Origin of the sequence: Actinoalloteichus caeruleus (genome assembly GCF_049311605.1) — a bacterium.
Taxonomy (GTDB): Bacteria; Actinomycetota; Actinomycetes; order Mycobacteriales; family Pseudonocardiaceae; genus Actinoalloteichus_B; species Actinoalloteichus_B caeruleus.
The window spans coordinates 5,854,315-5,876,787 of record NZ_CP186005.1; the positions used below are offsets into that span (position 1 = coordinate 5,854,315).

General features: G+C 74.0%; 19 protein-coding genes. 6 read left to right on the top strand and 13 right to left on the bottom strand.

All coding sequences use genetic code 11. The features are described 5' to 3' along the window. Nucleotides 1–5: 5 nt before the first annotated feature. The gene (gene kynU / locus ACOJVX_RS24260; protein WP_418154721.1) at nt 6–1,265 is read left to right on the top strand and encodes a kynureninase; all 1,260 of its coding nucleotides are present in this window, start codon (nt 6–8) and stop codon (nt 1,263–1,265) included. Between the two features lie 55 nt (nt 1,266–1,320). Here kynU and ACOJVX_RS24265 read toward each other — a convergent pair whose 3' ends face one another. Further along, the gene (locus tag ACOJVX_RS24265; protein ID WP_103055944.1) at nt 1,321–2,589 is read right to left on the bottom strand and encodes a hypothetical protein; all 1,269 of its coding nucleotides are present in this window, start codon (nt 2,587–2,589) and stop codon (nt 1,321–1,323) included. Nucleotides 2,590–3,379: 790 nt separating this feature from the next. Between ACOJVX_RS24265 and ACOJVX_RS24270 the strand changes: the two genes are divergently transcribed. Next, nucleotides 3,380–3,997, top strand: a complete 618-nt coding sequence (locus ACOJVX_RS24270) for a phosphoribosylanthranilate isomerase (protein ID WP_418154720.1) — start codon at nt 3,380–3,382, stop codon at nt 3,995–3,997. 93 nt (nt 3,998–4,090) lie between these two features. Here ACOJVX_RS24270 and ACOJVX_RS24275 read toward each other — a convergent pair whose 3' ends face one another. From ACOJVX_RS24275 to xylA, 6 genes are all read right to left on the bottom strand, one after another. Continuing rightward, the gene (locus tag ACOJVX_RS24275) at nt 4,091–4,882 is read right to left on the bottom strand and encodes a cupin domain-containing protein (protein ID WP_418154719.1); all 792 of its coding nucleotides are present in this window, start codon (nt 4,880–4,882) and stop codon (nt 4,091–4,093) included. Next, nucleotides 4,879–5,985: a PmoA family protein gene (locus tag ACOJVX_RS24280; RefSeq protein WP_418154718.1), complete on the bottom strand. Its 1,107-nt coding sequence runs from the start codon at nt 5,983–5,985 to the stop codon at nt 4,879–4,881. Before ACOJVX_RS24280 ends, ACOJVX_RS24275 begins: the two co-directional genes overlap by 4 nt. 138 nt (nt 5,986–6,123) lie before the next feature. Then, entirely contained in the window at nt 6,124–7,212 is a 1,089-nt protein-coding gene (locus tag ACOJVX_RS24285) for a Gfo/Idh/MocA family protein (protein ID WP_026419655.1), read from the bottom strand. 206 nt (nt 7,213–7,418) lie between these two features. Continuing rightward, entirely contained in the window at nt 7,419–8,843 is a 1,425-nt protein-coding gene (gene xylB, locus ACOJVX_RS24290) for a xylulokinase (RefSeq protein ID WP_030226643.1), read from the bottom strand. After that, nucleotides 8,840–9,907, bottom strand: coding sequence for an alcohol dehydrogenase catalytic domain-containing protein (locus tag ACOJVX_RS24295; protein WP_030226646.1), 1,068 nt, complete (start codon nt 9,905–9,907; stop codon nt 8,840–8,842). Before ACOJVX_RS24295 ends, xylB begins: the two co-directional genes overlap by 4 nt. Before the next feature lie 62 nt (nt 9,908–9,969). Next, on the bottom strand, nt 9,970–11,142 hold the full coding sequence (gene xylA / locus ACOJVX_RS24300; protein ID WP_026419658.1) for a xylose isomerase: 1,173 nt from the start codon (nt 11,140–11,142) through the stop codon (nt 9,970–9,972). Between the two features lie 208 nt (nt 11,143–11,350). Here xylA and ACOJVX_RS24305 point away from each other — a divergent pair, with 208 nt between their 5' ends. Beyond that, nucleotides 11,351–12,571 carry an ROK family protein gene (locus tag ACOJVX_RS24305; protein ID WP_422647107.1) on the top strand — a complete coding sequence of 407 codons (1,221 nt, stop codon included), beginning with the start codon at nt 11,351–11,353 and terminating at the stop codon, nt 12,569–12,571. Between the two features lie 39 nt (nt 12,572–12,610). Here ACOJVX_RS24305 and ACOJVX_RS24310 read toward each other — a convergent pair whose 3' ends face one another. The 4 genes from ACOJVX_RS24310 to ACOJVX_RS24325 all read right to left on the bottom strand — a co-directional run bounded on the left by ACOJVX_RS24310 (nt 12,611) and on the right by ACOJVX_RS24325 (nt 17,266). Beyond that, the gene (locus tag ACOJVX_RS24310) at nt 12,611–13,654 is read right to left on the bottom strand and encodes a hemolysin family protein (RefSeq protein ID WP_422647108.1); all 1,044 of its coding nucleotides are present in this window, start codon (nt 13,652–13,654) and stop codon (nt 12,611–12,613) included. Beyond that, a complete protein-coding gene (locus tag ACOJVX_RS24315) occupies nt 13,644–15,098 on the bottom strand; it encodes a hemolysin family protein (protein ID WP_016697519.1) in 1,455 nt (484 codons plus the stop codon). Before ACOJVX_RS24315 ends, ACOJVX_RS24310 begins: the two co-directional genes overlap by 11 nt. Before the next feature lie 140 nt (nt 15,099–15,238). Next, entirely contained in the window at nt 15,239–16,255 is a 1,017-nt protein-coding gene (locus ACOJVX_RS24320; protein ID WP_155886207.1) for a GNAT family N-acetyltransferase, read from the bottom strand. 492 nt (nt 16,256–16,747) lie between these two features. Continuing rightward, nucleotides 16,748–17,266: a nitroreductase family deazaflavin-dependent oxidoreductase gene (locus tag ACOJVX_RS24325; RefSeq protein WP_155886208.1), complete on the bottom strand. Its 519-nt coding sequence runs from the start codon at nt 17,264–17,266 to the stop codon at nt 16,748–16,750. A gap of 144 nt (nt 17,267–17,410) precedes the next feature. On the opposite strand from ACOJVX_RS24325, the gene ACOJVX_RS24330 reads away from it, so the two are divergent. Then, the gene (locus ACOJVX_RS24330; protein ID WP_016697516.1) at nt 17,411–17,986 is read left to right on the top strand and encodes a hypothetical protein; all 576 of its coding nucleotides are present in this window, start codon (nt 17,411–17,413) and stop codon (nt 17,984–17,986) included. A 100-nt stretch (nt 17,987–18,086) separates the two neighbouring features. On the opposite strand, the gene ACOJVX_RS24335 is transcribed toward ACOJVX_RS24330, so the two are convergent. Continuing rightward, complete coding sequence (locus ACOJVX_RS24335) at nt 18,087–18,803, bottom strand: hypothetical protein (protein ID WP_016697515.1); 717 nt, start codon at nt 18,801–18,803, stop codon at nt 18,087–18,089. Nucleotides 18,804–19,444: 641 nt separating this feature from the next. On the opposite strand from ACOJVX_RS24335, the gene ACOJVX_RS24340 reads away from it, so the two are divergent. Further along, a complete protein-coding gene (locus tag ACOJVX_RS24340) occupies nt 19,445–20,593 on the top strand; it encodes a sensor histidine kinase (RefSeq protein ID WP_026419661.1) in 1,149 nt (382 codons plus the stop codon). Further along, a complete protein-coding gene (locus ACOJVX_RS24345) occupies nt 20,590–21,249 on the top strand; it encodes a response regulator (protein ID WP_016697513.1) in 660 nt (219 codons plus the stop codon). Before ACOJVX_RS24340 ends, ACOJVX_RS24345 begins: the two co-directional genes overlap by 4 nt. A gap of 73 nt (nt 21,250–21,322) precedes the next feature. On the opposite strand, the gene ACOJVX_RS24350 is transcribed toward ACOJVX_RS24345, so the two are convergent. Next, complete coding sequence (locus tag ACOJVX_RS24350) at nt 21,323–22,228, bottom strand: alpha/beta fold hydrolase (protein WP_418154709.1); 906 nt, start codon at nt 22,226–22,228, stop codon at nt 21,323–21,325. Nucleotides 22,229–22,473: the final 245 nt, after the last annotated feature.

Consider the following 22,473-nt stretch of genomic DNA (forward strand, 5'->3'; position numbering starts at 1 on the left):
GGCACGTGGTGCCACAGCGAGTGGCTGACGGCCGGGACACGTCGGTCGCGGGGCTGGCCGCACGGGCGGCCGCCGCGGACACGGCCGACCCGCTGGCCCACCTCCGCGACCAGTTCGACCTGGACGAGGAGCTCGTGTACCTCGACGGCAACTCGCTCGGGGCGCTTCCCACCTCGGTCCCGAGCCGCCTGCGCGAGGTCGTCGAGCAGGAGTGGGGCCGGGGCCTGATCCGGTCGTGGCGCGACGCCGGGTGGTGGGACGCCCCGGAACGGGTGGGGGACCGGATCGCACCGCTCGTCGGCGCGGCTCCCGGCCAGATCGTGGTGGGCGACTCCACGAGCGTCAACGTGTTCCGCCTGACCGTCGCGGGGCTGCGGGCGGCGGTCGGGCGGGACCCGCGTCGAACCGAACTCCTCGTCGACGGGACCACGTTCCCCACGGACGGCTACCTCGCGGAGTCCGCGGCCCGGCTCACCGGGGCAACACTGGTGCCGTGCCACCCCTCGGAGCTCGTGGACCGCCTCGACGACCGCACCGGGCTGGTGCTGCTCAACCACGTCGACTACCGCACCGGCGAGTTGTGGGACCTCCCCGCGCTCACCGCCGCCGCCCGGGGAGCGGGCGCCCTGACCCTCTGGGACCTCTCGCACAGCGCGGGAGCCCTGCCGGTCGGACTGGACCGGGCCGAGGTCGACCTCGCCGTGGGCTGCGGCTACAAGTACCTGAACGGCGGCCCGGGCGCGCCGGCCTTCTGCTATGCCAGCTCCGACCTCCAGGACCGGCTCGACCAACCGCTGGCCGGCTGGTGCTCGCACGCCGACCCCTTCGGCATGGAGCCGGAGTACCGGGCGGCCAAGGGGGCGACCCGCCTCCGCACCGGTACGCCCGAGATCCTCTCCCTGCTCTCGCTCGACGCGGCGCTGGACGTGTGGGCGGACGTGGACCTCGCCGAGGTCCGGCGGAAGAGCCTGGCCCTCACCGACTTCTTCGTGTCCTGCCTCGACGCCCTGGCGCCACCGGGCTCGTTCCACCTCCTGACGCCCCGTGAGGACGGACGACGCGGGAGCCAGGTGGCGTTGGAGTGCGACGACGCGCGGGCGGTGATGGCGACGCTGGAACGCCAGGGGGTCATCGGGGACCACCGCCCGCCGAACGTCTGCCGGTTCGGCTTCGCGCCGCTGTACACGCGGTTCGTCGACGCGCTCACCGCCGCCGACGCGCTCTCCACCTGTCTGCGGGCACGGGTCGGCGTCGGTCGCGCCTGAGGCGAGGAACGGTCGCCGGACGCCCCGCCACGGGTGGCGGGTCCGGCGACCCCCTTCAGCGGCGCGACTTCGCCGGACGCCGAGACCGGGCGCGTGCGTTGCGGTTCTTCTTCGCCGACTGCGCGGCGAGCGACTTCCCGGGTTGTTGCCGCGCGGGCGGGGCGTCGTCGTCCCCCTCCTCGGCGGCCTCGTCCGTCACCGCGCCGGGGGCCTGGTCCCGGCTGGCGGGTCCCGTCGTGGCCCGGGCGGGGAGGTCCGCCGGCGGGGAGGCACCCACCGTTCCCCGCTCGGCCGGGGGTGTTGGGCGAGCATCCGAGGGCTGCCGCGACGGCCGGGCGGCGTCCCGGCGCTCCGGCAGGACGTGGACGCTGTCCGCCGCCTGGTCGAGCAGTCGCCGGGCCACCTCGAACTGGGCGAGCGCGGAACGCTGGGCGTCCCGGACCTCGTCCTCCCTGTCCTGGGCGTGGCGCAGTCGGTTCTCGACGTGGTCGTCGACCTGCCTGGTCCTGGCGTGGAGGCGTCGTTCGACCTCGGCCTCGTGCTCGCGCAGTCTCCGCGCCGCGTCGCTGCGCCGCTTGGCCATCGCGATCTCGAAGTCCTTCTCCACCTGGCGTCGCCTGGCGGCGGAGGAGGACTCGATGTGGGTGCACCTGCGGGTGGCCTCGGCGACCATCCCCTCCGCGGTCGCGGTCGCCTCCGCGACCATCCGCTCCGCGGTGGTGGTGGCCTCGGCCACCGTCTGCTCCGCGGCGGCCGTCGCGTCGGAGACCCGCTGTTCGGCCTTGGCCTTCGCGTCCGCGAGGACCGCCTCCGCCTCGGCCAACATGCCGGCGTACCGGCGTTCGTACTCCCTGGCCATGTCGGCGACACGGCGCTCGTAGTCCCGCTCGACCTGGCGGCGGTGCTCCTCCTGGCCGGCGACGAGTCCTTCGTACTCGCGGCAGAGGTCGTCGCGTTCGCGCTCCGCCTCCGCCCTGCGGTTGACGACGTACTCGTCGGCCTGGGCCCGCAGCGCGTCCGCCTCGGACTCGGCCAGGGCGAGCATCCGCTGGAGGCGTTCACTCAGCGTCGCGGCGCTGACCGGCTCCTGGACCATGCGGTCGGCGGCCTCCCGCGCCTGGTCCAGGTCCCGCCGGGTGAGTTCCAGGCTGTTCCGTAAATCGGCGCACTGCGATAACGCGGCGTCCCGGTCGGCCGCGATTATGCGCAGGTCGCCCTCCAGCGACCGAACGTAATCCAGGACCTGGGTTCTGTGGAAACCGCGATAGACGACGTCGAAGGGCGGGTTGAGAGGGATCAGTTCTCCATCCTCTTCGCGCGCCATCGCACGATTCTAACACCGTCGACGATTCCCGTTGTGCCTCCACCGAGCGGAGCGACCGGAGCGGCCGGGGGCGGTCCGTCCCGGAGGAGTCACGACGCGACGACCAGGCGAGATCACGTCGCGATCACGGCAGAGCGGACATCGGCCACATCGGGTGCGGTCCTGACGAATGATCCATAACCCGGCCGGGGGACCGCTCGGCCGACGACGGCCACCACCCGGGGCTCGAGCGATCGACTCACCCGGTTCCCGGGCGGCCCGCCCCCGGAATGGGGGACACTCCACGGGATGTCGCGGTCGATCAGGTGTTCGAAGGCGACGGGCGCGTCGACGGCGCCCCTCCCCCACGCAGGGTGACGGCGTCCCGGCCCGGCACCGCGCCGAGCACGGGCGCGCCCATCCCGGCCACGGGCGGCACGAGCCGAGGAGCGCGCGCCGCCCATTTCCGGAGAAACGGCGTCCCGTTATCGAGAAAGGGCGGAGCGCGAAACGTGATCCGGTTCCGGCGGCGGCGGAAAACCCGCGACCGCTCGCCCGCCACGAGAACCCGCACGACTCCTCGACGGATTGTTCCCAGCCGGCGCGGGGACCTGCCCGACCCGTTTCCGCATCCCGTCGGCGGAGGTGTTTTCCGAGGAACGGGTCCGACCACGAATGGGGTTGGCATTCCCATTCCCGTCCGCTGGGGTGCGGGCCCCGCGACCGGGCGCCCCCGAGAGGACGGGTCCCCGGGATTCGGGAGCCGGACCGGGCGCCACCGGGTTCCGCCCGGTGGCACTAGGCTTGGGGGGTGTTCGTCAAGATCTGTGGGCTCACGACCGAGGCCGCGGTCGAGGTGGCGGTGTCCTCGGGAGCGGACGCGATCGGTTTCGTGTTGACCGAGAGCCCGCGCCAGCTCGCGCCCGGACGGGTGCGTGAGCTCGCCGAACTGGTTCCCCCCGAGGTGCTCACCGTCGGAGTGGTCCGGGGTGTGTCCGCAGCCGGTGCGCGCGAACTGGCGGTGGAGTCCGGGGTCGGCGCGCTCCAGCTCCACGGCGACTACCCGGCGTCGGCCTTCGACGAGGTGCGCGACCTCCCCGTTCGGCTGGTGCGGGCCGTGCCGATCGACTCGGTTCGCGGTGGTCCCGCCGACGGCGAGGAACCCCGGGCGGACCTGCTGCTGGTCGACTCCCCGGTCGCGGGCTCCGGCGAGAGCTGGGACTGGTCCCCGACCGACGCGGAACTCCTCGCGGGCCGGCGGTGGCTGCTCGCGGGTGGACTTCGCCCCGGCAACGTCGGAACCGCCGTCCGGGTGCTCCGCCCCTGGGGTGTGGACGTCTCCAGCGGCGTGGAGCGCGAACGGGGTGTGAAGGACCACCTCCTGATCGAGGAGTTCGTCCGCGCGGCGCGCGCCGCCGCCACCGACTGACCTCGGGACCAGCGCGCGGCGGAGCACGCCCTCCCGGCCCGGTCGCGGGGAGCGGCCGGAACGGGGCCGTCGCCCGCGCCCCGGCCGCCGGTCTCAGTCGCCGCCGCCCGCTACCACGGCTCCATCCAGGTCCCAGACCCGCAGCCGGCCGCACATCCCGTATCCGAGGGGCCCGGTCCTCGGGAGCACCGAACGCACCCGCGCGTCCCTGAGGTGGGGGCCGCGCCCGCTGGCCAGGTCCGCCAACGCGCGCCCGGTGTGATCCGCCTGGGCGGCCGCGCCCCGCTCCCACCTCGACCGCCACTCGTCGATCCTGGGCGCCACGAGGCGGGCCGCCGCGTCGTGCAGTGGTTCCAGCGCGCCAGGGCCCTCGGCGCGAACCCGCTCCCGCAGCTCCAGGTAGCCGCTGACGGCGAGATCGCGGCGGGCGCGGGCGGCCAGCGCGGCGGGGCTGTCGAGGTCCTCGGGTCCCTCGTCGGGTGCCGGGGCGGGGATGCGGTGCGCGTCGGCGTACCGCGCCCCGTCCGCCAGCACCTCGGCGGGGAAGGTGAGGACCGCGTCACCTGCCTCCGGAAGCCCGGCGTTCTGCATGACGACGAGGATCTCCAGGTCACCACTGAGGTTGACCAGCCGGTGCACCGTCCCCGGGGTGAACCACAACAGGGTCCCCCTGGTCAGCGGGGTCTCCTGGTATCCATCGGCGCCGAGCGTCTCCAGCCGGCCCTCGCCGGACAGCACGACGTAGCCCTCGCTCGAGGCCGTGTGCAGGTGCGGCGACCCGCCCCGCCGGCCGTCCTCGGCCGGCCAGTCGTACACGCGGAGGTGGGAGACGGCCGTCGCGCCGGGGAAGCCCTCGGCGGCCCCGGGCTCGATCCCGCCAGTCACCGCTGGCCCCCCTCGTCCGACGTGAGCGAGGCGAGCGCGCGGACCCCGGCCTCGGCCAGACGAGCGCAGCCGTCCTGTCCCCGGTCCCCGTCCGCGATCACGACGGCGTAGCGCAGGGTGAGCGCCGCCCCGGGGTCGAGGTCGACTTCGGTGGAGAAGAAGGGAGCGGGGCAGACCGCCGCGAAGGGGTCCGACCGGAGGAACCACCGGGTGGGTCCGCCGGCCCCGGTGGCCGCCGCGTTGGACTCGTCGTCGACGAAGGTGAGCGTCGACCACCTGCCGTGGTCGTCGTGTTGGCCGACGAACGCCGCCCACGGCGCCCGTTCGCCCATGAGTTCGTCGGCTCCGGTGGTGCCGGGCAGCTCGATGCGCCCACCCGTGAAGGATCGGGGCCCCCGCCAGAAGAAACCGCCGTAGCCCGCGTTCTCCCTGCCCTTGGTGGTGGGGCTGCCGAAGGCGACGGCGTCGGCTCCGAGGTTGGTCATCGTCGACTCGAAGGCCAGCGCCCAGGCGTCGACCTCCGGAGCGAGCCCGACCGCGAAGCGGCGGTGTTCGGCGATCCTCGGCACGCCCTGTTGGGTGTGCCAGCGCAGCGCCTCCTCGACGACGGCGGTGCCCCGGGTGAGCTCGGCCCGGGCGAAGCCCTCGTGGTCCATCGACCCGTCGTTGTCCAGCTGCTGGTAACCGCTGCCCGTCACGTAGGTGGGGCCGCCCCAGAAGTTGTCCTCGCCGACGTGCGGCAGTGACCAGGCGATGCCCCGGTGCCACACGTGGTCGTGCGGGCGGAACAGGCTGACCAGGTCACCGCCGAGCGTCCGCAGCGGGTGGAAGAACGGTCGGGGGGACTCCAGTTGGACGTCCCAGGGCCGGTAGACGTAGCGGACGATCTCCCGACCGTCCACGGTCACCTGGAGCGAGCGCTCCGCGTCGTGGTGGAGGCCGAGGCCGGCCGGGGCTGGTTCTGTCGAGGTGGGCAGTGGCCGGTGTCCGGAGGCAGGTTGCTCCGGACGGGGGCTGGCGTACTCGGTGCGCACGGACGGCTCGCCTCCGCTGGTCGGGTCGGTGCTCTCGGGGTTCGGGTCCGGGGTCCCGGGGGCGGTCATCACCCGGGGAACGCTCTGGTCCGCTGGTCCGCTGGTCCGCTGGTCCGCTGGTGCCGGGTGCCGGGTGGCGGTCCGTACGGACGCGCTCGCCCCGCGCCAGACCCCTCTCGGGACGGATGTCAGGTGGACAACGCTTTCCTAGGGAGCTGGCCACGGCACCGCGCCACCGCTCATCCGGCCGTGGAAGGGGTGGCCGTCGGTGATCTCGCCCCGGCGGACCGGCGTGCCGGTGAAGGACGAGGCGTAGATCGCCGCCACCAGTTCCAGGGTGGACCGCGAGTCGGCGGCCGACACGGGGAGCGGCAGGCCGCCCTCGTGGGCCGTCAGCAGCGCGTCGAACTGGGCGCGGTGCCCACTGGCCACGTCCTCGTCCCCGGTGTCCCACGCCGCGCGCACCTCCGCCTCCCGCCCCGGCGCCGGGGTGACCCGCCAGTCCTGGTCCTGGTACCCGTACAGGTGCTCCACCTCGACGGTCGCGTGTTCGAGGTCGAACCGCAGGTAGCTCGTCTCCCTGGGCGACAGCAGCGAGTTCACCACGGTGGCCACGGCACCGTTCTCGAAGCGCACGAGGGCGCAGGACACGTCCTCGGTGGCCGTGGGGCGCGCCTTCCGGTCGGCGACGGCGGTGACCTCGGCCCACTCGCCCAGCACGGAGAGCAGGAGGTCCATCTGGTGGATGCCGTGGCCCATCGTGGGGCCACCGCCCTCGATCTCCCAGTTCCCGCGCCACGGCACCGCGAAGTACTCGTCAGGCCGATACCAGAGCGTGTGGCAGACCGCCACGAGCGGCCTGCCGAGGTCACCGGCCTCGACCAGGCGGCGCAGCCGCAGCGCGGCGCTGCCGAAGCGGTGTTGGAAGACGGTGGCGAACCGGGCCCCGCCGGCCCGCTCGGCGGCCAGGATGTCGTCGAGTTCGGCCAGCGAGAGGGTCGGGGGTTTCTCGCACAGCACCGGGACACCCGCCGACAGGCAGGCGATGGCCTGCTGGTGGTGCGCCCCAGGGGGCGTGCAGAGGTGGACGAGGTCGGGTGCCGCCTCCCGCAACGCCGTGGCCAGGTCGGTGTACCGGTTCTCGATGCCCCACCGCTCGGCGAACTCGTCGAGCCGCCCCTGGTCCACGTCGACCGCGGCGACCAGTTCCGCACGCTCGGCCAGCCCGCTGAGCCCGTCGGCATGGGCGTGGGCGATGCCCCCCGTGCCGACGATGGCGATACGCGTTCGTCCCATCGTTCCTTTGTTTCACACCGACGTGGGAACGGACCGACCACGGCGGGACACGCGGCCGGTGCCGGCCACGAGCGGCGCGCCGGCGGCCCGGTTCCGCCGCGCCCGCCCGCGCCCGGAGCCGCTGGAACGGACGTCCCGGTGCCGCGGGTGGCCGACACCGCGACGGTCCCGAACCCGCATCGGCCCACCACCCGGGGTGCGCGAGGTCAACCGACCTGGGGCAGCACCTTGTCCCGGGCGGCGGCGTACCGTTCCCGCACCTGGGGAGCGGCGTCCTCCTCGTAACCGAGGGTGTCACCGATGGACCACTCCGGCGGCTCCGTGCCGCCCGAGAGCAGCCACGCGGCCTGCCGCGCCGCGCCGTCGGCCACGTACTCGCCGGGAGCGGGCACCACCACGGGACGTCCGAGCAGCGCCGAGGCGATGCGGCACACGGCCTCCGACCGCGCGCCCCCACCCACCAGGAGGACCCGGTCACAGCGGACCCCCTGGGCGATGAGGGCGTCGAGCCCGTCGGCCAGGCCGCAGAGCATGCCCTCGATCGCGGCCCTGGCCAGGTGCGCGGCCGTGGAGGTGCGCAGGGTCAGGCCGTGCACCGAACCGGTGGCGTCCGGGCGGTCCGGGGTGCGCTCTCCCTCCAGGTAGGGGACGACGACGAGCCCGTCGCTGCCCGCCGGGGCGGACAGCGCGAGGCGCCCCAGTTCGTCCAGGGTGACCCCGAGGGTGCCGGCGACGGCGTCGAGCACCCGGGCGGCGTTGAGGGTGCAGACCAGGGGGAGGTGCCGACCGGTGGCGTCGGCGAACCCGGCGACGATGCCGCTGGGATCGGCGACGGCGTTGTCGGCGACCGCGAACACGGTGCCGGAGGTGCCGATCGAGATGACGACGTCACCGGGGCGCGCGCCGACACCGAGACCGGCGGCCGCGTTGTCGCCAGCACCGGCCCCCAGGGCCGCCCCGGTCGGCGTGCTGCCCGCCGTGTCCCTCGGCCCCAGCACCGCCGGCAGCACCGCGTCGTGCCCGAGGCCGAGGGTGAGCAGGTCGCGCCGGTACTCCCCGGTCGTGGCCGACCAGTACCCGGTACCGCTGGCGTCGCTGCGGTCGGTGGCGAGGGTCTCGATCCCGGCGGCGCCGGCCAGTTTCCAGGTGAGCCAGTCGTGGGGGAGCGCGACCGCCGCGGTCCGTTCGGCCGCCGCCGGCTCGTTGCGCGCCAACCAGCGCAGCTTCGTCACGGTGAAGGAGGAGACCGGGACCACCCCGACCGCCTCGGCCCAGGCCCGGTCGCCGGCACCGTCCGCGCCCAGTTCGGCGCGGAGGTCGAGCGCGGCCTGACCGGAACGGGTGTCGTTCCAGAGCAGGGCGGGCCGGACGACCTCCCCCGCCTCGTCGAGGCACACCATGCCGTGCTGCTGGGCCCCCACCGAGAGCGCCTGGACGTCGTCCAGCCCTCCCGCCTGGTCCACCGCCTCGCCTAAGGCCCCCCACCACAGGGCGGGGTCGATCTCCGTCCCGTCCGGGTGGCTCGCCCGCCCCTGCCGGACGAGCTCCCCGGTGTCGGCGTCCCGCACCACCACCTTGCAGGACTGGGTGGACGAGTCGATGCCGGCGACCAGCGTGCGCTGCTCGGTCATGCCTGTTCTCCTGCTCGGTCGGAGGTGGTTGGTGCCGACGCCCGGGAGAGCCCTCCGGGGCTGACCACGGACTTGAGTGCGGTCGGGTCCCGGCGGGCGGAGAGGAGCGCGTCCTCCACGCCGTCGAGGTCGAACCGGCCGGTGACCAGGTCGTCGAGCTCGACGGCTCCCGAGGACGCGAGAGCGATCGCGGCGGGGTACGCGTGGGCGTACCGGAAGGTGCCGGTGATCCACAGTTCCCTGGCCTGGATCAGGTCGAGCGGCAAGGTCACCGTGGCGCCCATCCCGACCAGGACGACGGTGCCGGCCGGTGCGGCGCGCCGCACCGACCACTCGACCGCGCGGGCAGCCCCGCTGCACTCGAGCACCACCTCGGCGGGTGCCACGTCCGCGTCGGGTTCCTCCGCCACGTTCAGCACCTGGTGGGCGCCGAGGCGGGCGGCCACCCGCAGCCGGTGCTCGTTGACGTCGGTGACGGTCACCCGGCCGGCGCCCCTGGCCAGCGCGACCTGGGCGCACAGCAGTCCGACGGGCCCGGCTCCGCTGACCAGGACGCTCTGCCCCGGCTCCACCCGGGCCTTGGCGGTGGCGTGGACGGCCACGGCCAGCGGCTCGATCAGGGCGGCGGCCTCGTCGGACAACCCGTCGGGCACCGGGTGGGCCCGACGGGCGTCGACGACCACGTACTCGGCGAAGGCGCCGTCCACCGGGGGCGTCGCGAAGAAGACCACGTTGGGGCACAGGTTGTAGCGGCCCCGCGCGCACTGCTCGCAACGGTCGCAGGTGCTCTGCGGTTCCAGTGCCACCCGCTGGCCCACCTCCGGTCCGAGGACCTCCGGGCCGAGTCGGACCACGGTTCCGGAGGCCTCGTGGCCGAGGACCAGCGGCGAGTCGACGACGAAGTCCCCGATCCTGCCGTGTTCGTAGTAGTGGACGTCGGAACCGCAGACGCCGACGGCGGCGACCCGGACCAGGACCTGCCCCACTCCCGGTTCCGGTACCTCCCGCTCCTCGGTCCTGACATGACCGACGCGGTCCAGGACGGCCACGCGCTGCCTGGTCATCTTCACCCCCGTGCTCGGTGTGGCGCGCCCAGCCGGCCGCGCCACACCCAGGGCGTCTCGGGTCAGCCGCGAGCGCCGACCAGGTGCTCCAGCGCCAGCTGGGCCAGATCGACGTAACCGTAACCCCGGCGTGCCACGGCCTCCACGTCGAAGTCCTCGAACGCGGTGCGGTCGGCGCGGAAGGCGGCGACGGACTCGCCGGGCGCGAGGGTGGGCTGGGACAGCTCCGGCACCCGGGACGCCTCCAGGGCGGCCTGGACCTCGGGGTCGGCGCGGAAGGCGGCCGCCCGCTCCTTCAGCAGCAGGTAGGTGCGCATGTTCGCCGCGGCACTCGCCCACACGCCGTCGGTGTCCTCGGTGCGCAGCGGCTTGTAGTCGAAGTGCCGGGGTCCGTCGTACCCGCCGTGCTCGAGGAGGTCGACGAGGAAGAACGCCGAGAGCAGGTCACCGTGCCCGAACACGAGGTCCTGGTCGTAGCGCGGTCCCTTCTGGCCGTTCAGGTCGATGTGGAAGAGCTTGCCCTGCCACAGCGCCTGGCCGATGCCGTGGACGAAGTTCAGGCCGGCCATCTGCTCGTGGCCGACCTCGGGGTTCACGCCGACGAGCTCGTGGTGCTCCAGGGTGGACACGAAGGACAGCACGTGCCCGATCGTGGGCAGCAGGATGTCCCCGCGCGGTTCGTTCGGCTTGGGTTCGATGGCGAACCGCAGGCCGTAGCCCTGGTCGATGGAGTACTGGGCGAGGGTGTCGACGCCCTCGCGGTAGCGGTCCAGCGCGGCGGCGACGTCCTTGGCGGCGTCGGTCTCGGAACCCTCACGGCCGCCCCAGAGCACGTAGGTGCTCGCCCCGAGTTCGGCGGCGAGGTCCATGTTGCGCATGACCTTCCGCAGCGCGAACCGGCGCACCGACCGGTCGTTGCTGGTCAGGGCGCCGTCCTTGAAGATCGGGTGCCCGAACAGGTTGGTGGTCACCATCGGGACGACCAGCCCGGTCTCCTCGAGGGCCTGCTTGAAGCGGCCGATGTGCCCGTCGCGGGCGGCGGCGTCGCTCCCGAAGGGGATGAGGTCGTCGTCGTGGAAGGTGATGCCCCAGGCGCCGAGTTCGGAGAGTCGGCGCACGGCCTCCGCCGGGTCGAGCGCGGCGCGGGTGGCGTCCCCGAAGGGGTCGTTCGCCCGCCAGCCAACGGTCCACAGACCGAAGCTGAACCTGTCCTCGCGAGTCGGCTTGTCGGCCACGCTGCCTCCCGGTGCCCCAAATAGTTTGATGACTGAATTTGTACGCGCGTGGTCCGGTCGGGTCAACCCTCCACCTGGCCGGCGCACGACCGGGGTGGTGCGGCCCGACCCAGCGGGCGTCCTGGCCAGGACGTTCCCCTCAGGGCGCGGCGGCCAGGACCTCACCGCGCTCGTCCGTCTGGCACCGGCCGGAAACTAGGGTGGCCGGGTGAACCAGTCGGGCCCGGCCGGGCAGCACACGGTGCGCAGGCACAACTCGGCGTTGGTGCTCAACACCATCGCGACGGCCGACGGGCTGTCGAGAGCGTCCGTCGCGGCGCGTACCGGCCTCACCAAGGCCACCGTCTCCAGCCTCGTCGACCGGATGATCACGGCCGGCCTCGTGGTCGACGGCGGCCCCGAACACCGGGTCGGCCGGGGGCGGCGGGGGACCGCGCTGTCGCTGTCCCCCACCGGGCCGCACGGGCTCGGCGTCGAGATCGGGGTGGACACCCTCTCCTGCGCGCTGGTCGACCTCACCGGACGCGTCCGCGTCAGCTGGACGCGGGACGTGGAACCTCGGGGACGGACCGTCGAGGAGGGCCTCTCCCAGGTGGCGGACCTCGTCGGGCTCGCCCAGGCGGAGGCGGCCCGGCTCGGGGTGTCGGTGGGCGGCGTGGGCGTGGCGGTCCCCGGCCTGGTGGAGTCCTCGACCGGCCTGCTGCGGAGCGCCCCCAACCTCGGCTGGCGCGACGTCCCGCTCCACACCGAGCTGCGCGCCCGCACGGGTGTGACCGACCGCCCCCTGCTCGTCGGGAACGAGGCGAACCTCGCCGGCCTCGCCGAACTCTGGTTCGGTGGCCGGGAGGACCGTCGCGACTTCGTGCACGTGTCCGGCGAGATCGGCATCGGGGCCGGTCTCGTGGTGTCGGGAGAGCTCTTCCCCGGCGTGCGGGGCTTCGGCGGCGAGATCGGCCACCTGTCGGTGGACCCGGCCGGCCCACCCTGTTCCTGCGGCGGCCGGGGCTGCCTCGAACGGCTCGCCGGCCGGGCGGCCGTGCTCGCCGCGGCCGGGGTTCCGGCCGAGCCCGAAGGCGGTGGAGGGGACGGGATGGCCGACCTGCTCGGGCGGCTGCGCGACCACGACACCGCCGCGCTGACGGCGGTGACCGACGCGGGACGCTGGCTCGGGATCGCGATGGCCGACGTGATCAACCTCGTGGACATCCCCACCGTCGTGCTCGGGGGTACCTACGCCAGGCTCGAGCCCTGGTTGCGCTCGACGCTGCTGGCCGAGCTGGACCGCAGGGTCGTGTCCTCCGGGTGGGCTCCGATCGCGGTGGAACCCTCGGTGCTGGGCAGCCGGGCCGCCGTCCAGGGGGCCGCCGGTTGGGTGGTGCGGGGAATCCTCGACGACCCGGAGCCCTTCCTCGTCGGACCGCCCACCTGAGCCGGAACCCGGCCCCGGGGACGGAGGGCGTGGCCGGGATCAGTGCCGACGGGTGGCGTCCCGGATCTCCCCCACCAGCTCCTCCACCACGTCCTCGAGCGCCACGATCCCCAGCGTCCGCCCGTCCGCGCCCCGCACGGCCGCGACGTGCGCGCGGTGCCGACGCATCAACCCCAACGCGCTCTCCAGCGTGTCCTCCGGCCGCACGCCGATCAGGGGCCGCACCCGCTCCGAGGGCACCGGCCGCTCCCGCCGCGCCGGGTCCTCCTCGAGGACGTCCTTCAGGTGCAGGTAGCCGACCGGTTCTCCCGCGTCGTCGACCACCGGGAACCGGGAGAAACCGGTGCGGGTCGCCGCCCGCTCGAGGTCGGCCGGTGTCACGGAGGTCGGTACCGCGTCCAGGTCGGCCAAGGGGAGCAGCACCGAGCGCACACTGCTCTCCGGCAGCGCCAGCGCACCCGTGAGCAGCCGGTACTCGTCCGCGTCCAGCAGTCCCTCCCGCCGGGACTCGGCGGCCAGCGCGGACACCTCCTCCCGGGTGAAGGCCGACGCCACCTCCTCCCTCGGTTCGACCCGCAGAAGCCGGAGCAGGCCGTTCGCCACCGCGTTGAGCACCACGATCGCGGGTTTCAGGATGGTGACCAGCAGGTAGAGCGGCGGCCCCAGCACCAGGGCGGCGGGCACGGGGCCCGCGACCGCCAGGTTCTTCGGCACCATCTCCCCCAACACCATGTGCAGGTAGACGACCACCGCCATCGCGACCGCGAAGGCCACCGGGTGGACCAGCCCCGCCGGAACCCCCAACGCCTCGAACGGCCCCTCCAACAGCCGCGCGACCGCCGGCTCGGCCACCGCGCCCAGGCCGAGGGAGCACATCGTGATCCCCAGCTGCGCGCCGGCCATCATCAACGACACCCGTTCCACGGCGCGCAGGGTGAGCCGGGCGACCCGGGAACCCGCCTGGACCCGCGGTTCCAACTGGGTGCGCCGCACCGAGATGAGGGCGAACTCCGCTCCGACGAAGAAGGCGTTGCCGGCAAGCAGCGCGACGGCCACGACCAGGGCGGTGAGCTCACCGGTCACGGTCCTCACCCCCTCGATCCGCGCGGCCGCCCCGGCCGTGCGGGCCGGGGTCGCCCCGGCTCGTCCCACCCGGTGAACCCGACGCCGGGTCACCCGGCTCGGCATCCGGACCGGCGCGCCGGCCGGGCTCTCCCTCGGCCTCGTCCCGCACCAGGAGCTCCACCAGATCGACCCGGAGCGCGTCCCGACGCCGAACGGTGAGGACCACCTCCTGGCCCGGCAGCGCCAGCCTGGCCTCGTCACCGACCTCGGGGATGCGGCCCAGCAGGTGGCTCACCAGCCCGGCCACCGTGTCGTAGTCGGGGTGTTCGGGCAGCGCGGTCCCCGTGATCTCGGCGATCTCGTCCGGCCGGAGCAACCCGGACAGCAGCCAGGCCCCCGAGGCGAGTCGGCGCGCCTGGGACACCGGCCGGTCGTGCTCGTCGCTGATGTCCCCGACGATCTCCTCGACCACGTCCTCCAAGGTGACCACGCCGGCGGTGCCACCGAACTCGTCGACGACCACCCCCAGCTGCAGCCCGTACCCCCGCAGCCGGACCAGCAACGGGTCGAGCGGCAGCGTTTCCGGTACGAGCAGGGCGTCGGAGACGACCGCCCGCACCTCGGTGGCGGCCCGGCGGTCGACGGGGACCGCGACCGCGTGCTTCAGGTGCACCACCCCCACCAGGTCGTCGAGGTCGTCGACGACCACCGGGAACCGGGAGTGGCCGGTGGCCCTGGCTCGGGAGACCACCTCGGACACCGGCGCGTCCGCCCGGACGAAGCGCACCCGCCCGCGCGGGGTCATCACGTCCCCCGCGGTGCGTTCGCCGAACTCGAGGGACCGGGTGACCAGGCGCGCCGTCCCCGAGTCGAGCGTGCCCTCCTCACCGGACCGCTGCACCAGTGACGCGAGTTCCTGCGCGGACCTCGCCGAGGCCAGCTCCTCCCGGGGCTCGACACCGACCGCCCGCAGCAGTGCGTTGGCGCTGCCGTTCAGCACCCGCAGCAGGGGGCGGGCGAGCGCGGTGAAACCACGTTGGGCACCGGCGACCGCCCGCGCGACCACGAGGGGCCTCGCGATCGCCCAGTTCTTGGGCAGCAACTCACCCAGCACCATCTGGAAGGCGGTGACCAGGACGAACGCCAGGGTGAACGCCACGCCGGAGGCGGCGGCCCCCAGACCGACGGCGTCGAGCGGGCCGACCAGCAACGCGCCGAGGGAGGGCTCCGCGACGTACCCGGCGACGAGACTGGTCACGGTGATGCCCAGCTGCGCGCCGGACAGCTGGGTCGAGAGCGTCCGCAGCGCGGAGAGGACCCCGGCGGAACGGGCGTCCCCGCGCTGGGCCCGCTCCTCGACGGTGGCGCGGTCGACCGTGACGAGGCTGAACTCGGCGGCGACGAACAACGCGTTCAGGAACACCAGCAGGACCACGACGCCCAACAGCAACCACTCGGTCACAGACAACCCCCGCGGATGATCGCCGACCGTGGATCGACGGTACCGCCTTGGTGCCCCACCGGCCGGAGGACCAAACCCGCCGCCCCTCCCCCGAGATCAGGAGCGGGCACCACCAGGCCCCCCGACCACCTTCCCGGGGATCAGGAGCGGGGACGGCCGGGGCGGGGCGCCCCGCCCACCGGCCCGCGCGGGCCGCGTGCCGCCAGGTCGGCGGGCAGCTCGACCCGGGTGAGCGGAACGCTGCGCCGCACGTCCGCCCCTGCGGCGTACCGCATCACCTCGTGCCCGGTGTGCGGGCAGGCGGACACCCCGCTCACCTCGCGGTAGGCGTCACCGGTCCGGCGCGCCATCTCGCGCCAGAACGTTTCCGCCGTGTCGTACTGGCTGGTGGTCAACCAGCTGCACCCGGGCGCCAGCTCGCGGGCCGCCAGCACCATCCGCCTCCCCAGCCCGCGCCCACGGAACGCGTCGTCGACGACCACGTTGCCGACGTACCCGAGCCGGCACTCCGCGCACACCTGGAAGAGCATCCAGCCGACGGCGGTCCGCCCCTGCCGCACCTCGATGCGTTGGATCCCGGCCGGGCGGGCCGGCCGGCGGTGCACCAGCCTGAGCTGCTCGGCGCGGAGTCTCCGCAGCCAGTACACGGGGTTGAGCCGGCGCAACCCACGGCGCACCGCGCCGTGCCGGTGCCAGGAGCCCTGGACGTAGGGCTCCGTGGTGCCGAAGGGCGTCCCCGCCCCGGCTGGTCCGCGCTGTCGGCCGTCCACCGGCCCACGGGGCTCGATGGTGTCGAGTGCCTGTCCCACCAGGTCGGCCGCGACCCGGTACACCTGCCGGCGGTCGTCGTCGAGTTCCGTCGCGGTGTGGCCCTCCGAGCGACGACGGCAGACCTGCCGTGTCGCGGCCAGCCGTGACGGATCGCTGTCGACGCTGCGGACCAGGAGTCTCATGTAGAGGGCGAGTCGCTGCGGACCACCGGCCGAGCGGGAGGAACCGCGCCTCGACGGGCCGCGCACCTGCGGGTCGAAGTCCTCCCGCACTCGGATGGCGTAGGCGTAGGTCCGGAGAACGTCTCGTTCCAGCCTCGCCGAATCCTCGGCCGTGCGTGGTCGCGGCACCCCGGCGCCTCGCGTCTCCACGCGATGGCCAGTCATACCAGAAGCCCTACCGATAGCCCGTCACCCGTCGATCTCACCGCAGCGACCATGACCCATTATTGATACGGGACTCGATCGGGTAAAGCGAGGTATCCATCGAGTGTTGATGATTACGTGGGGACAGTGAATCACTTCCAGGTCGACCCGATCTCGTTCGGTGCTCGGCTCTCCCCCGTCCACCGGTGACCGTTCCTCGCACGCCGCCACGCACCGCCCGGGACGAGGGACCACTCACTTCGACCCCGGCCGCCGACCGCGTTGGGGGTGGTCGGGGCCGACCGCATGCCGCCGGGAGTCCGGGTGGGGGATCCACCGGCACCTGCCCGGACGTCGCACCTCAGATGTCGGGGACGCCCTGCCCCACGCCCCGGCCCTCAGAGCACCCGGCGGCCCCACCGGGTGCACCGCGCGGCGCGGGAACGGGATCCGCCCGCTTCCGCCGGGGGCGGCGCGGGGCCGGCAGGCGCACGGCGCGGCTCCGGCGGGCGGTCAACCACGGCGGGAACGCGACCGCCGACCTCCGACTGGTAGGACGCGGAACACGGGCACGTGCCGGGCCGCCCGCGCGAAATCCGGTTCGGACAGCCCGGTGGGCAGGGGGCGTCCCGGCCAGCGGCTCCCACGCCACTCCAGGCGCCGACGCAGCACGGGTGCCCTGTCGGCCGGATCGACCTCCACCAGGCGCACCGGCCTCCGCCCCCGGCCGAGCACGGCCCGGCCTCGGGCGGCACGCACGTCGGCGAGCCACTCCGAACCGGAAATCGTCGACACGAGGTATCGGCCGCCCTCGTACCGGGTGACGAGGACGGGCCTGGCGACCACACGGCCGCCGCGCCAACCGCGCACCCGCAGCGTCGTCCGACCGTTCCCCCGGAGCTGGAGGACCATCCCGGCAACCGTGCCCATCCCGCCTCGGAGCCGGCGGAGCGACCCGCCAGCGGGAACACGGGCGCGACGCCACCAGCCGGGTACCACCGCGAGTCGTCGCGTCGCGACCAACGCGCCCATCGGCCGCCTCCCTCCCCCGCCAGGGCACGGCCAGCCGGGCCGGGGCCATCCGGCCCTGGCCGAGGACCGCGTCCCCGCTCCGCCACGTACCACCGGCCCGCAAGACCTACCCGCGGTCGTGGCCCCCAAACCGACCCGGGCGGGGTGGTCCCGCCGCTCCGCCGTTCCCCGCTGGTCGGCTGGCCGGTAGCGAGGGGACACGCCACCGCGCTCATCCGGCCGAGCGAGTGTGCCGCCGACAGCGACCTGGAGTGGACGGCGCTGACCCCGGGCGAGTTCATGTCGAACCTGCTGGAGTGGGCGGAGACCCTCCGGGAACGCGGGTACGTCACCGAACCGTTCCCCGACGTCCGGAGCGCGATCGTGCACGAGGCCGACATCGCGGCCGTCGCCGCCACCGCCCTCGTCCAGGGGGGCCACGGTGGACGCGAGTACTGGGTGACCGGGCCGGAGGCCCTCACCGTGCACGACAAGGTCCGGACGATCTCGGACGTGCTGGGGCGGGAGATCCGGTACGTCGAACAGACCCGTGAGGAGGCGGTGGCCGGCTGGCGGGCGGCCGGCTTCACCCAGGAACACATCGAGTTCTTCCTCGAGATGCGGACCAATCCGCCCCGGCAGGGGGCCGTGCCACAACCCACCGTCGAGGAGGTCACCGGTCACCCGCCTCGGGCCTTCGAGCGGTGGGTCCGGGAGAACGCCGCCGCCTTCGGCGGCTGACAGCGGTCAGGGCACCCCGCACCGGGGTGCCCTGCCACCACATTGTTGGCTGTCGGGTCGACAGGGGGCAGGCGAACCGTGCCGGTTCCCGGCGGCCGGGTCAGACGAGCAGGATCGCCCGGTCCCGCACGCGGTCCCAGACCTCCACCGGGAGCTCCGCGGCGATCAGCAACTCCTCGACCGTGAAGAAGGACGTCCCCTGCTGTCCCCTGGTCCGCACGATGGTCGCGGCCTGCTCCGGGGTGAGGCCGCAGGTCTGGGCGATCGCCTCGGCCGGGGCGGCACCGAGGTCGACCAGGCCGCCGTCGTCGTAGGTGCCCGCCAGGTCGGGACGGCCGATCTTGAGTTCCCTGGCGAGCAGCGGGTCATCCGCGACGAGGGTGCGGGCCTCGTCGCGCTTCGCCCGCGCGGCGAGGGCCGCGGCGACGGCGGGATCGGACGCGGACGCGGGCGCGCCCTCCTGGGGAGCCCCCTCGTACACCTGGCGGCGCAACGGCGAGATCAGGACACAACCCAGGATCATGGCGGTCAACGCCAACAGCCCGCCGAACGCACCCACCGAGGGTTCGCCCTCGGGCCCCGTCTCGGGCGTGGCCAACACCAGGACGTAGAGGACCGCGTCGATGGCGCCGAACAGCCAGGCGTACCTCCGCGCCTTGGGGGTGCGCAGCCTGGACGCCGCGTGGGCGAACGGCACCCAGGCGAACAGGCCCAGCGAAACGAGGACCACCGGGTAGTACCAGAAGCCGCGAGGCCCCCTGCCGCCGGTGGCGACCGCACCGGTCTGGTCGCCCCGCGTGCCTTCCTGGCTCGTCATGTCCCTCCCCCTCACCACGACGCCCGTCCGACGTCAGCTGGTATGTCCACCGACGCTCTCCCGCCGAGGGCCACCGTGTCGCCCCGGAGATCGACGGCCAGCGACCCGCCGTTACAGCCTTCGAGTCGACACCGGGACGAGCTCGCGACGCTCGACAGCCGGCCTGTCGGGCAGGCGGCGGGCCGACGCTACCACCGCGCCGACAGGCGGCAGGCCACGCGAGGACGGCGACCGGCGACGGCCGCACCAGGCGATCGGGTCCGGCTGGCACGCCCTCGCTCCGGCCCCGGATCCCGATCGATGCCAGGCCACAGCACCGACGAGGTGGGACGGGAGGTGTTGGTCGTTCCCGCCTCGTTCGGTGCCTCGGGTTCCAGCCACGCGTTCGGGCACTGCTCGCCCGGTTCAGGACATCGCGCCTGGCGACCCCTCGGGAACACCCAAGCTCCCCACCAGGCACCGAACGGCGCGACGGCACGCCCCCACGCCGGCGAGCGGGTACCGCGATCCTCGGCGACGGCCACCGATCCCGCCGCCACGGCCCCCTGGGGGCGCTCACCCCGGCACCACCTCCCCCGCTCAGCGACGGCCAGCTCCGGGAGCTTGTCACTCGTCCGAGGGGCCGCCACTAGGCTTCCCCGGTGATCACTCCGAGGTGGATCCCGGAGTCGTGGCAACGGTTCGGCGGCACGGCCTGGTACTCCCTGCTGGGACTGGTGCTCCTCGTCGGGTCGCTGGTACCGGCGTCGCACGGTCACGGAACGAGGTTCGGCGGGATGCCGGACCGCCCGTTCGACGTCCTGGCCGTCGTGGCGATCGCCCTCCAGTGCCTCCCGCTGGTGGCGTGCCGGCGGTGGCCGGTGCCCTGCCTCGCGCTGGTGTCCGTGGGCTTCGCCGCCGACCAGCTCCTGGGCTACCACTCGTTCGCGGGCACCGCCCTGCCGCTCGCCCTGCTGAACGCGGGGTCACGGCTCGACCGGCGGCGGCGGGCCACCGCACTCGGGTTCTCCGCGGCGTACGTGCCGTTCGCCGCCGCGTTCCCCCTGCTCGGCGCCGGTGAGCCGCTCGCGGAGGTCCTGACCTTCTACCTGGCGCTGGTCCTCTTCTGGGCCGTCGGGACGTGGTTGCGCTCCACCCGCCTGCTGGAGGCCGAACGTCGCCGCCGGGTCGCCGAGGACACCCGTGCCGCCGAACGCGCCCGGATCGCGCGGGAGCTCCACGACGTGGTCACCCACCACGTGACGGCGATGGTCGTGCAGGCCGAGGCCGCCCGTTACCTCACCTCGGCGCCCGAACGCCTGGACCAGAGCCTGACCTCGGTCACCGCCACCGGCCGGCGTGCCATCTCCGACCTGCGGCACCTGCTCGACGTGCTCAGTCCGGACCACGAGGTCCAGTCGTCGTCCTCCGACGAGCTCCGCGCGCTCGTCGAGCGGACACGCCAGGCCGGGCAACCCGTGGAGTTCACGGAGGAGGGCACCCCCTCGACGGTGGCCGGGCGTGCCGGTCCGGTCGCCTACCGCGTGGTGCGGGAGGCACTGACCAACGCCCTCAAGTACGCGCACGGCAGCGGCACCCGGGTGCGGGTGCGGCACGGCGAGGAGGAGATCACCGTGGAGGTCAGCACCGACGGTTCCGGCACCTCGGCCGGCTCACCAGGCGGGAACGGCCGGGGCCTCGCCGGGCTGCGCGACCGGGTCGACGCCCTCGACGGCGAGTTCACCGCCGGCCGGGACGCCGACGGCGGGTTCCTCGTGCGGGCCCGCCTCCCGACCGGGGTCCCGTCATGACCGCTCCGATCCGCGTCCTGGTCTGCGACGACCAGGTGCTGGTCCGCACCGGGCTGGTGACGATCATCGACGCGCAACCCGACCTCGACGTGGTGGGCGAGTGCGGGGACGGGAAGACCGCCGTCACGCTGGCCGGCCGGCTGGAGCCGGACGTGGTCGTGATGGACGTGCGGATGCCGGTGCTCGACGGCATCGAGGCGACCCGCCTCCTGGCCGGTGCCGACGTCGCCCAACCGGTCAAGGTGCTCGTGGTGACCACGTTCAACCTGGACGAGTACGTCTACCAGGCGCTGCGCGCCGGGGCGAGCGGGTTCCTGCTCAAGGACGCTCCGCCGAGCCAGCTCCTGGACGGCATCCGGACCGTGGCGTCGGGCGCGGCGCTGTTGGCGCCGGAGGTGACGCGGCAGCTCGTGGGCAGGTACGCGACGCGGATCCGGCCGGCGGCCAGCGCCCCGAACGACCTGCCGCTGACCCCGCGTGAACTCGAGGTGCTCCGGCTCGTCGCGGACGGCCTTTCCAACAGGGAGATCGCCACGGCACTGGTGCTCAGCCAGGAGACCGTCAAGACCTTCGTGTCCCGCATGCTCGGAAAACTCGGACTGCGCGACCGCGTCCAGGCCGTCGTCTTCGCCTACCGCAACGGCCTGGTCACCTGATCGCTCGGCCGCCAGGCGCGTGGCGCGGGCGGCGACCAGCACCAGCCCGCGCCGGGAAGCGGCGGTTCGGCGCCTACGAGGGGTCCGCCGCTTCGGAGACGACCCGCTGGATCGCCTCGACCACGACCTCGGGTTCGTCGAGGTAGATGTGGTGCCCACTGTCGCTCGCGGTGCTCAGGGTGCTCTGGCTCGACACGGCCAGCCACTTCCGCTGCCCCTCGGACCACGCCCGCTCCAGGTCCGGCCCGTACTCGGGAATGGCCGTGAGGTAGTCCCCGCCGTGCTGGAGGACCTCCACCGGGATGTCCCCGGCGGAGGCGACCTCGCCGTCGGCGACCGCCAGCCGCTCGGGCCACTCCCCCTCGAAGACGGCCAGGGTCTGGTCCCGCAGCTCGGCCGCCGGCCCGGTGGCTGATTCCGGGATGCTCGCCCGGAGGTCCGCGCCCTGCGTCGGGGAGGTGGCGTCGATGAGGACGAGGCCGCGGACCCGGTCCTGGTGGTCGGGGGCGTACCGGGCGGCGATCAGCCCGCCGAGGGAATGCCCGGCCAGGACGACCGGGGCGTCGCCGGCGACCTGGTCGATCACCTCGGTCAGGACCTCCCCGGTGCTGTCGAGGGTCTGCGGGCCGGCTGGCTCGTCGCTGTCACCGGCGCCGAGGCGGTCGTAGGAGCAGACCCGGTCCCGCTCACCCAGGGTCTCCTGGAGGTCCGCCAGCTCCGCGAGCCCGTCGCCTCCCCCGTGCAGGAGGACGACGACCGGCCTGCCCTCCACCGGGTCGCCCGAACAGGACACCCGCACGGAACGGCCGTCGACGTCGACCGACGAGACGCCGGTGAACGCGTCCCGTGGCTCGCCGGCGGTCGAGGTGGCGTTCGCGGAGGGGGCCGGGGAGGGCTGCGGGGCCGCGCCGCAGCCCGCCAACGCGGTTCCGGCGACGGCGGCCACCAACGCGGCCGCGACGGATGCCTTACGGGTCATGAGGAACTCCAGGTGCGGAAGCTGTGGGCGGACCGGCACGCGATGACGCGGGCGTGCCGGAACCGGTGTCGCTGGCACGGAACGGGAAGTCGGGGGCCGGGCGAGCCGGTCGGACCACTGGCCCGTTGCGGGGTCCACCGCCCCGCGCCATCGCTGGGTCAAGAAGCTACGGAGCCACGGGCGCCATGTCGTCACCACTCGGTGGACACTCGCGTGTAGCTCGCTCGGGGGACAGCGCGGAGCCA

Excerpts from the sequence above, each read along its gene's own strand:
- ACOJVX_RS24280 (WP_418154718.1), bottom strand. The coding sequence starts at position 5,985 with ATGACCGCCCCCGGGACCCCGGACCCGAACCCCGAGAGCACCGACCCG.
- ACOJVX_RS24265 (WP_103055944.1), bottom strand. The coding sequence starts at position 2,589 with ATGGCGCGCGAAGAGGATGGAGAACTGATCCCTCTCAACCCGCCCTTC.
- ACOJVX_RS24345 (WP_016697513.1), top strand. The coding sequence starts at position 20,590 with ATGACCGCTCCGATCCGCGTCCTGGTCTGCGACGACCAGGTGCTGGTC.
- ACOJVX_RS24350 (WP_418154709.1), bottom strand. The coding sequence starts at position 22,228 with ATGACCCGTAAGGCATCCGTCGCGGCCGCGTTGGTGGCCGCCGTCGCC.
- ACOJVX_RS24325 (WP_155886208.1), bottom strand. The coding sequence starts at position 17,266 with ATGGGCGCGTTGGTCGCGACGCGACGACTCGCGGTGGTACCCGGCTGG.
- ACOJVX_RS24320 (WP_155886207.1), bottom strand. The coding sequence starts at position 16,255 with ATGACTGGCCATCGCGTGGAGACGCGAGGCGCCGGGGTGCCGCGACCA.
- ACOJVX_RS24335 (WP_016697515.1), bottom strand. The coding sequence starts at position 18,803 with ATGACGAGCCAGGAAGGCACGCGGGGCGACCAGACCGGTGCGGTCGCC.
- ACOJVX_RS24285 (WP_026419655.1), bottom strand. The coding sequence starts at position 7,212 with ATGGGACGAACGCGTATCGCCATCGTCGGCACGGGGGGCATCGCCCAC.
- xylB (WP_030226643.1), bottom strand. The coding sequence starts at position 8,843 with ATGACCGAGCAGCGCACGCTGGTCGCCGGCATCGACTCGTCCACCCAG.
- ACOJVX_RS24295 (WP_030226646.1), bottom strand. The coding sequence starts at position 9,907 with ATGACCAGGCAGCGCGTGGCCGTCCTGGACCGCGTCGGTCATGTCAGG.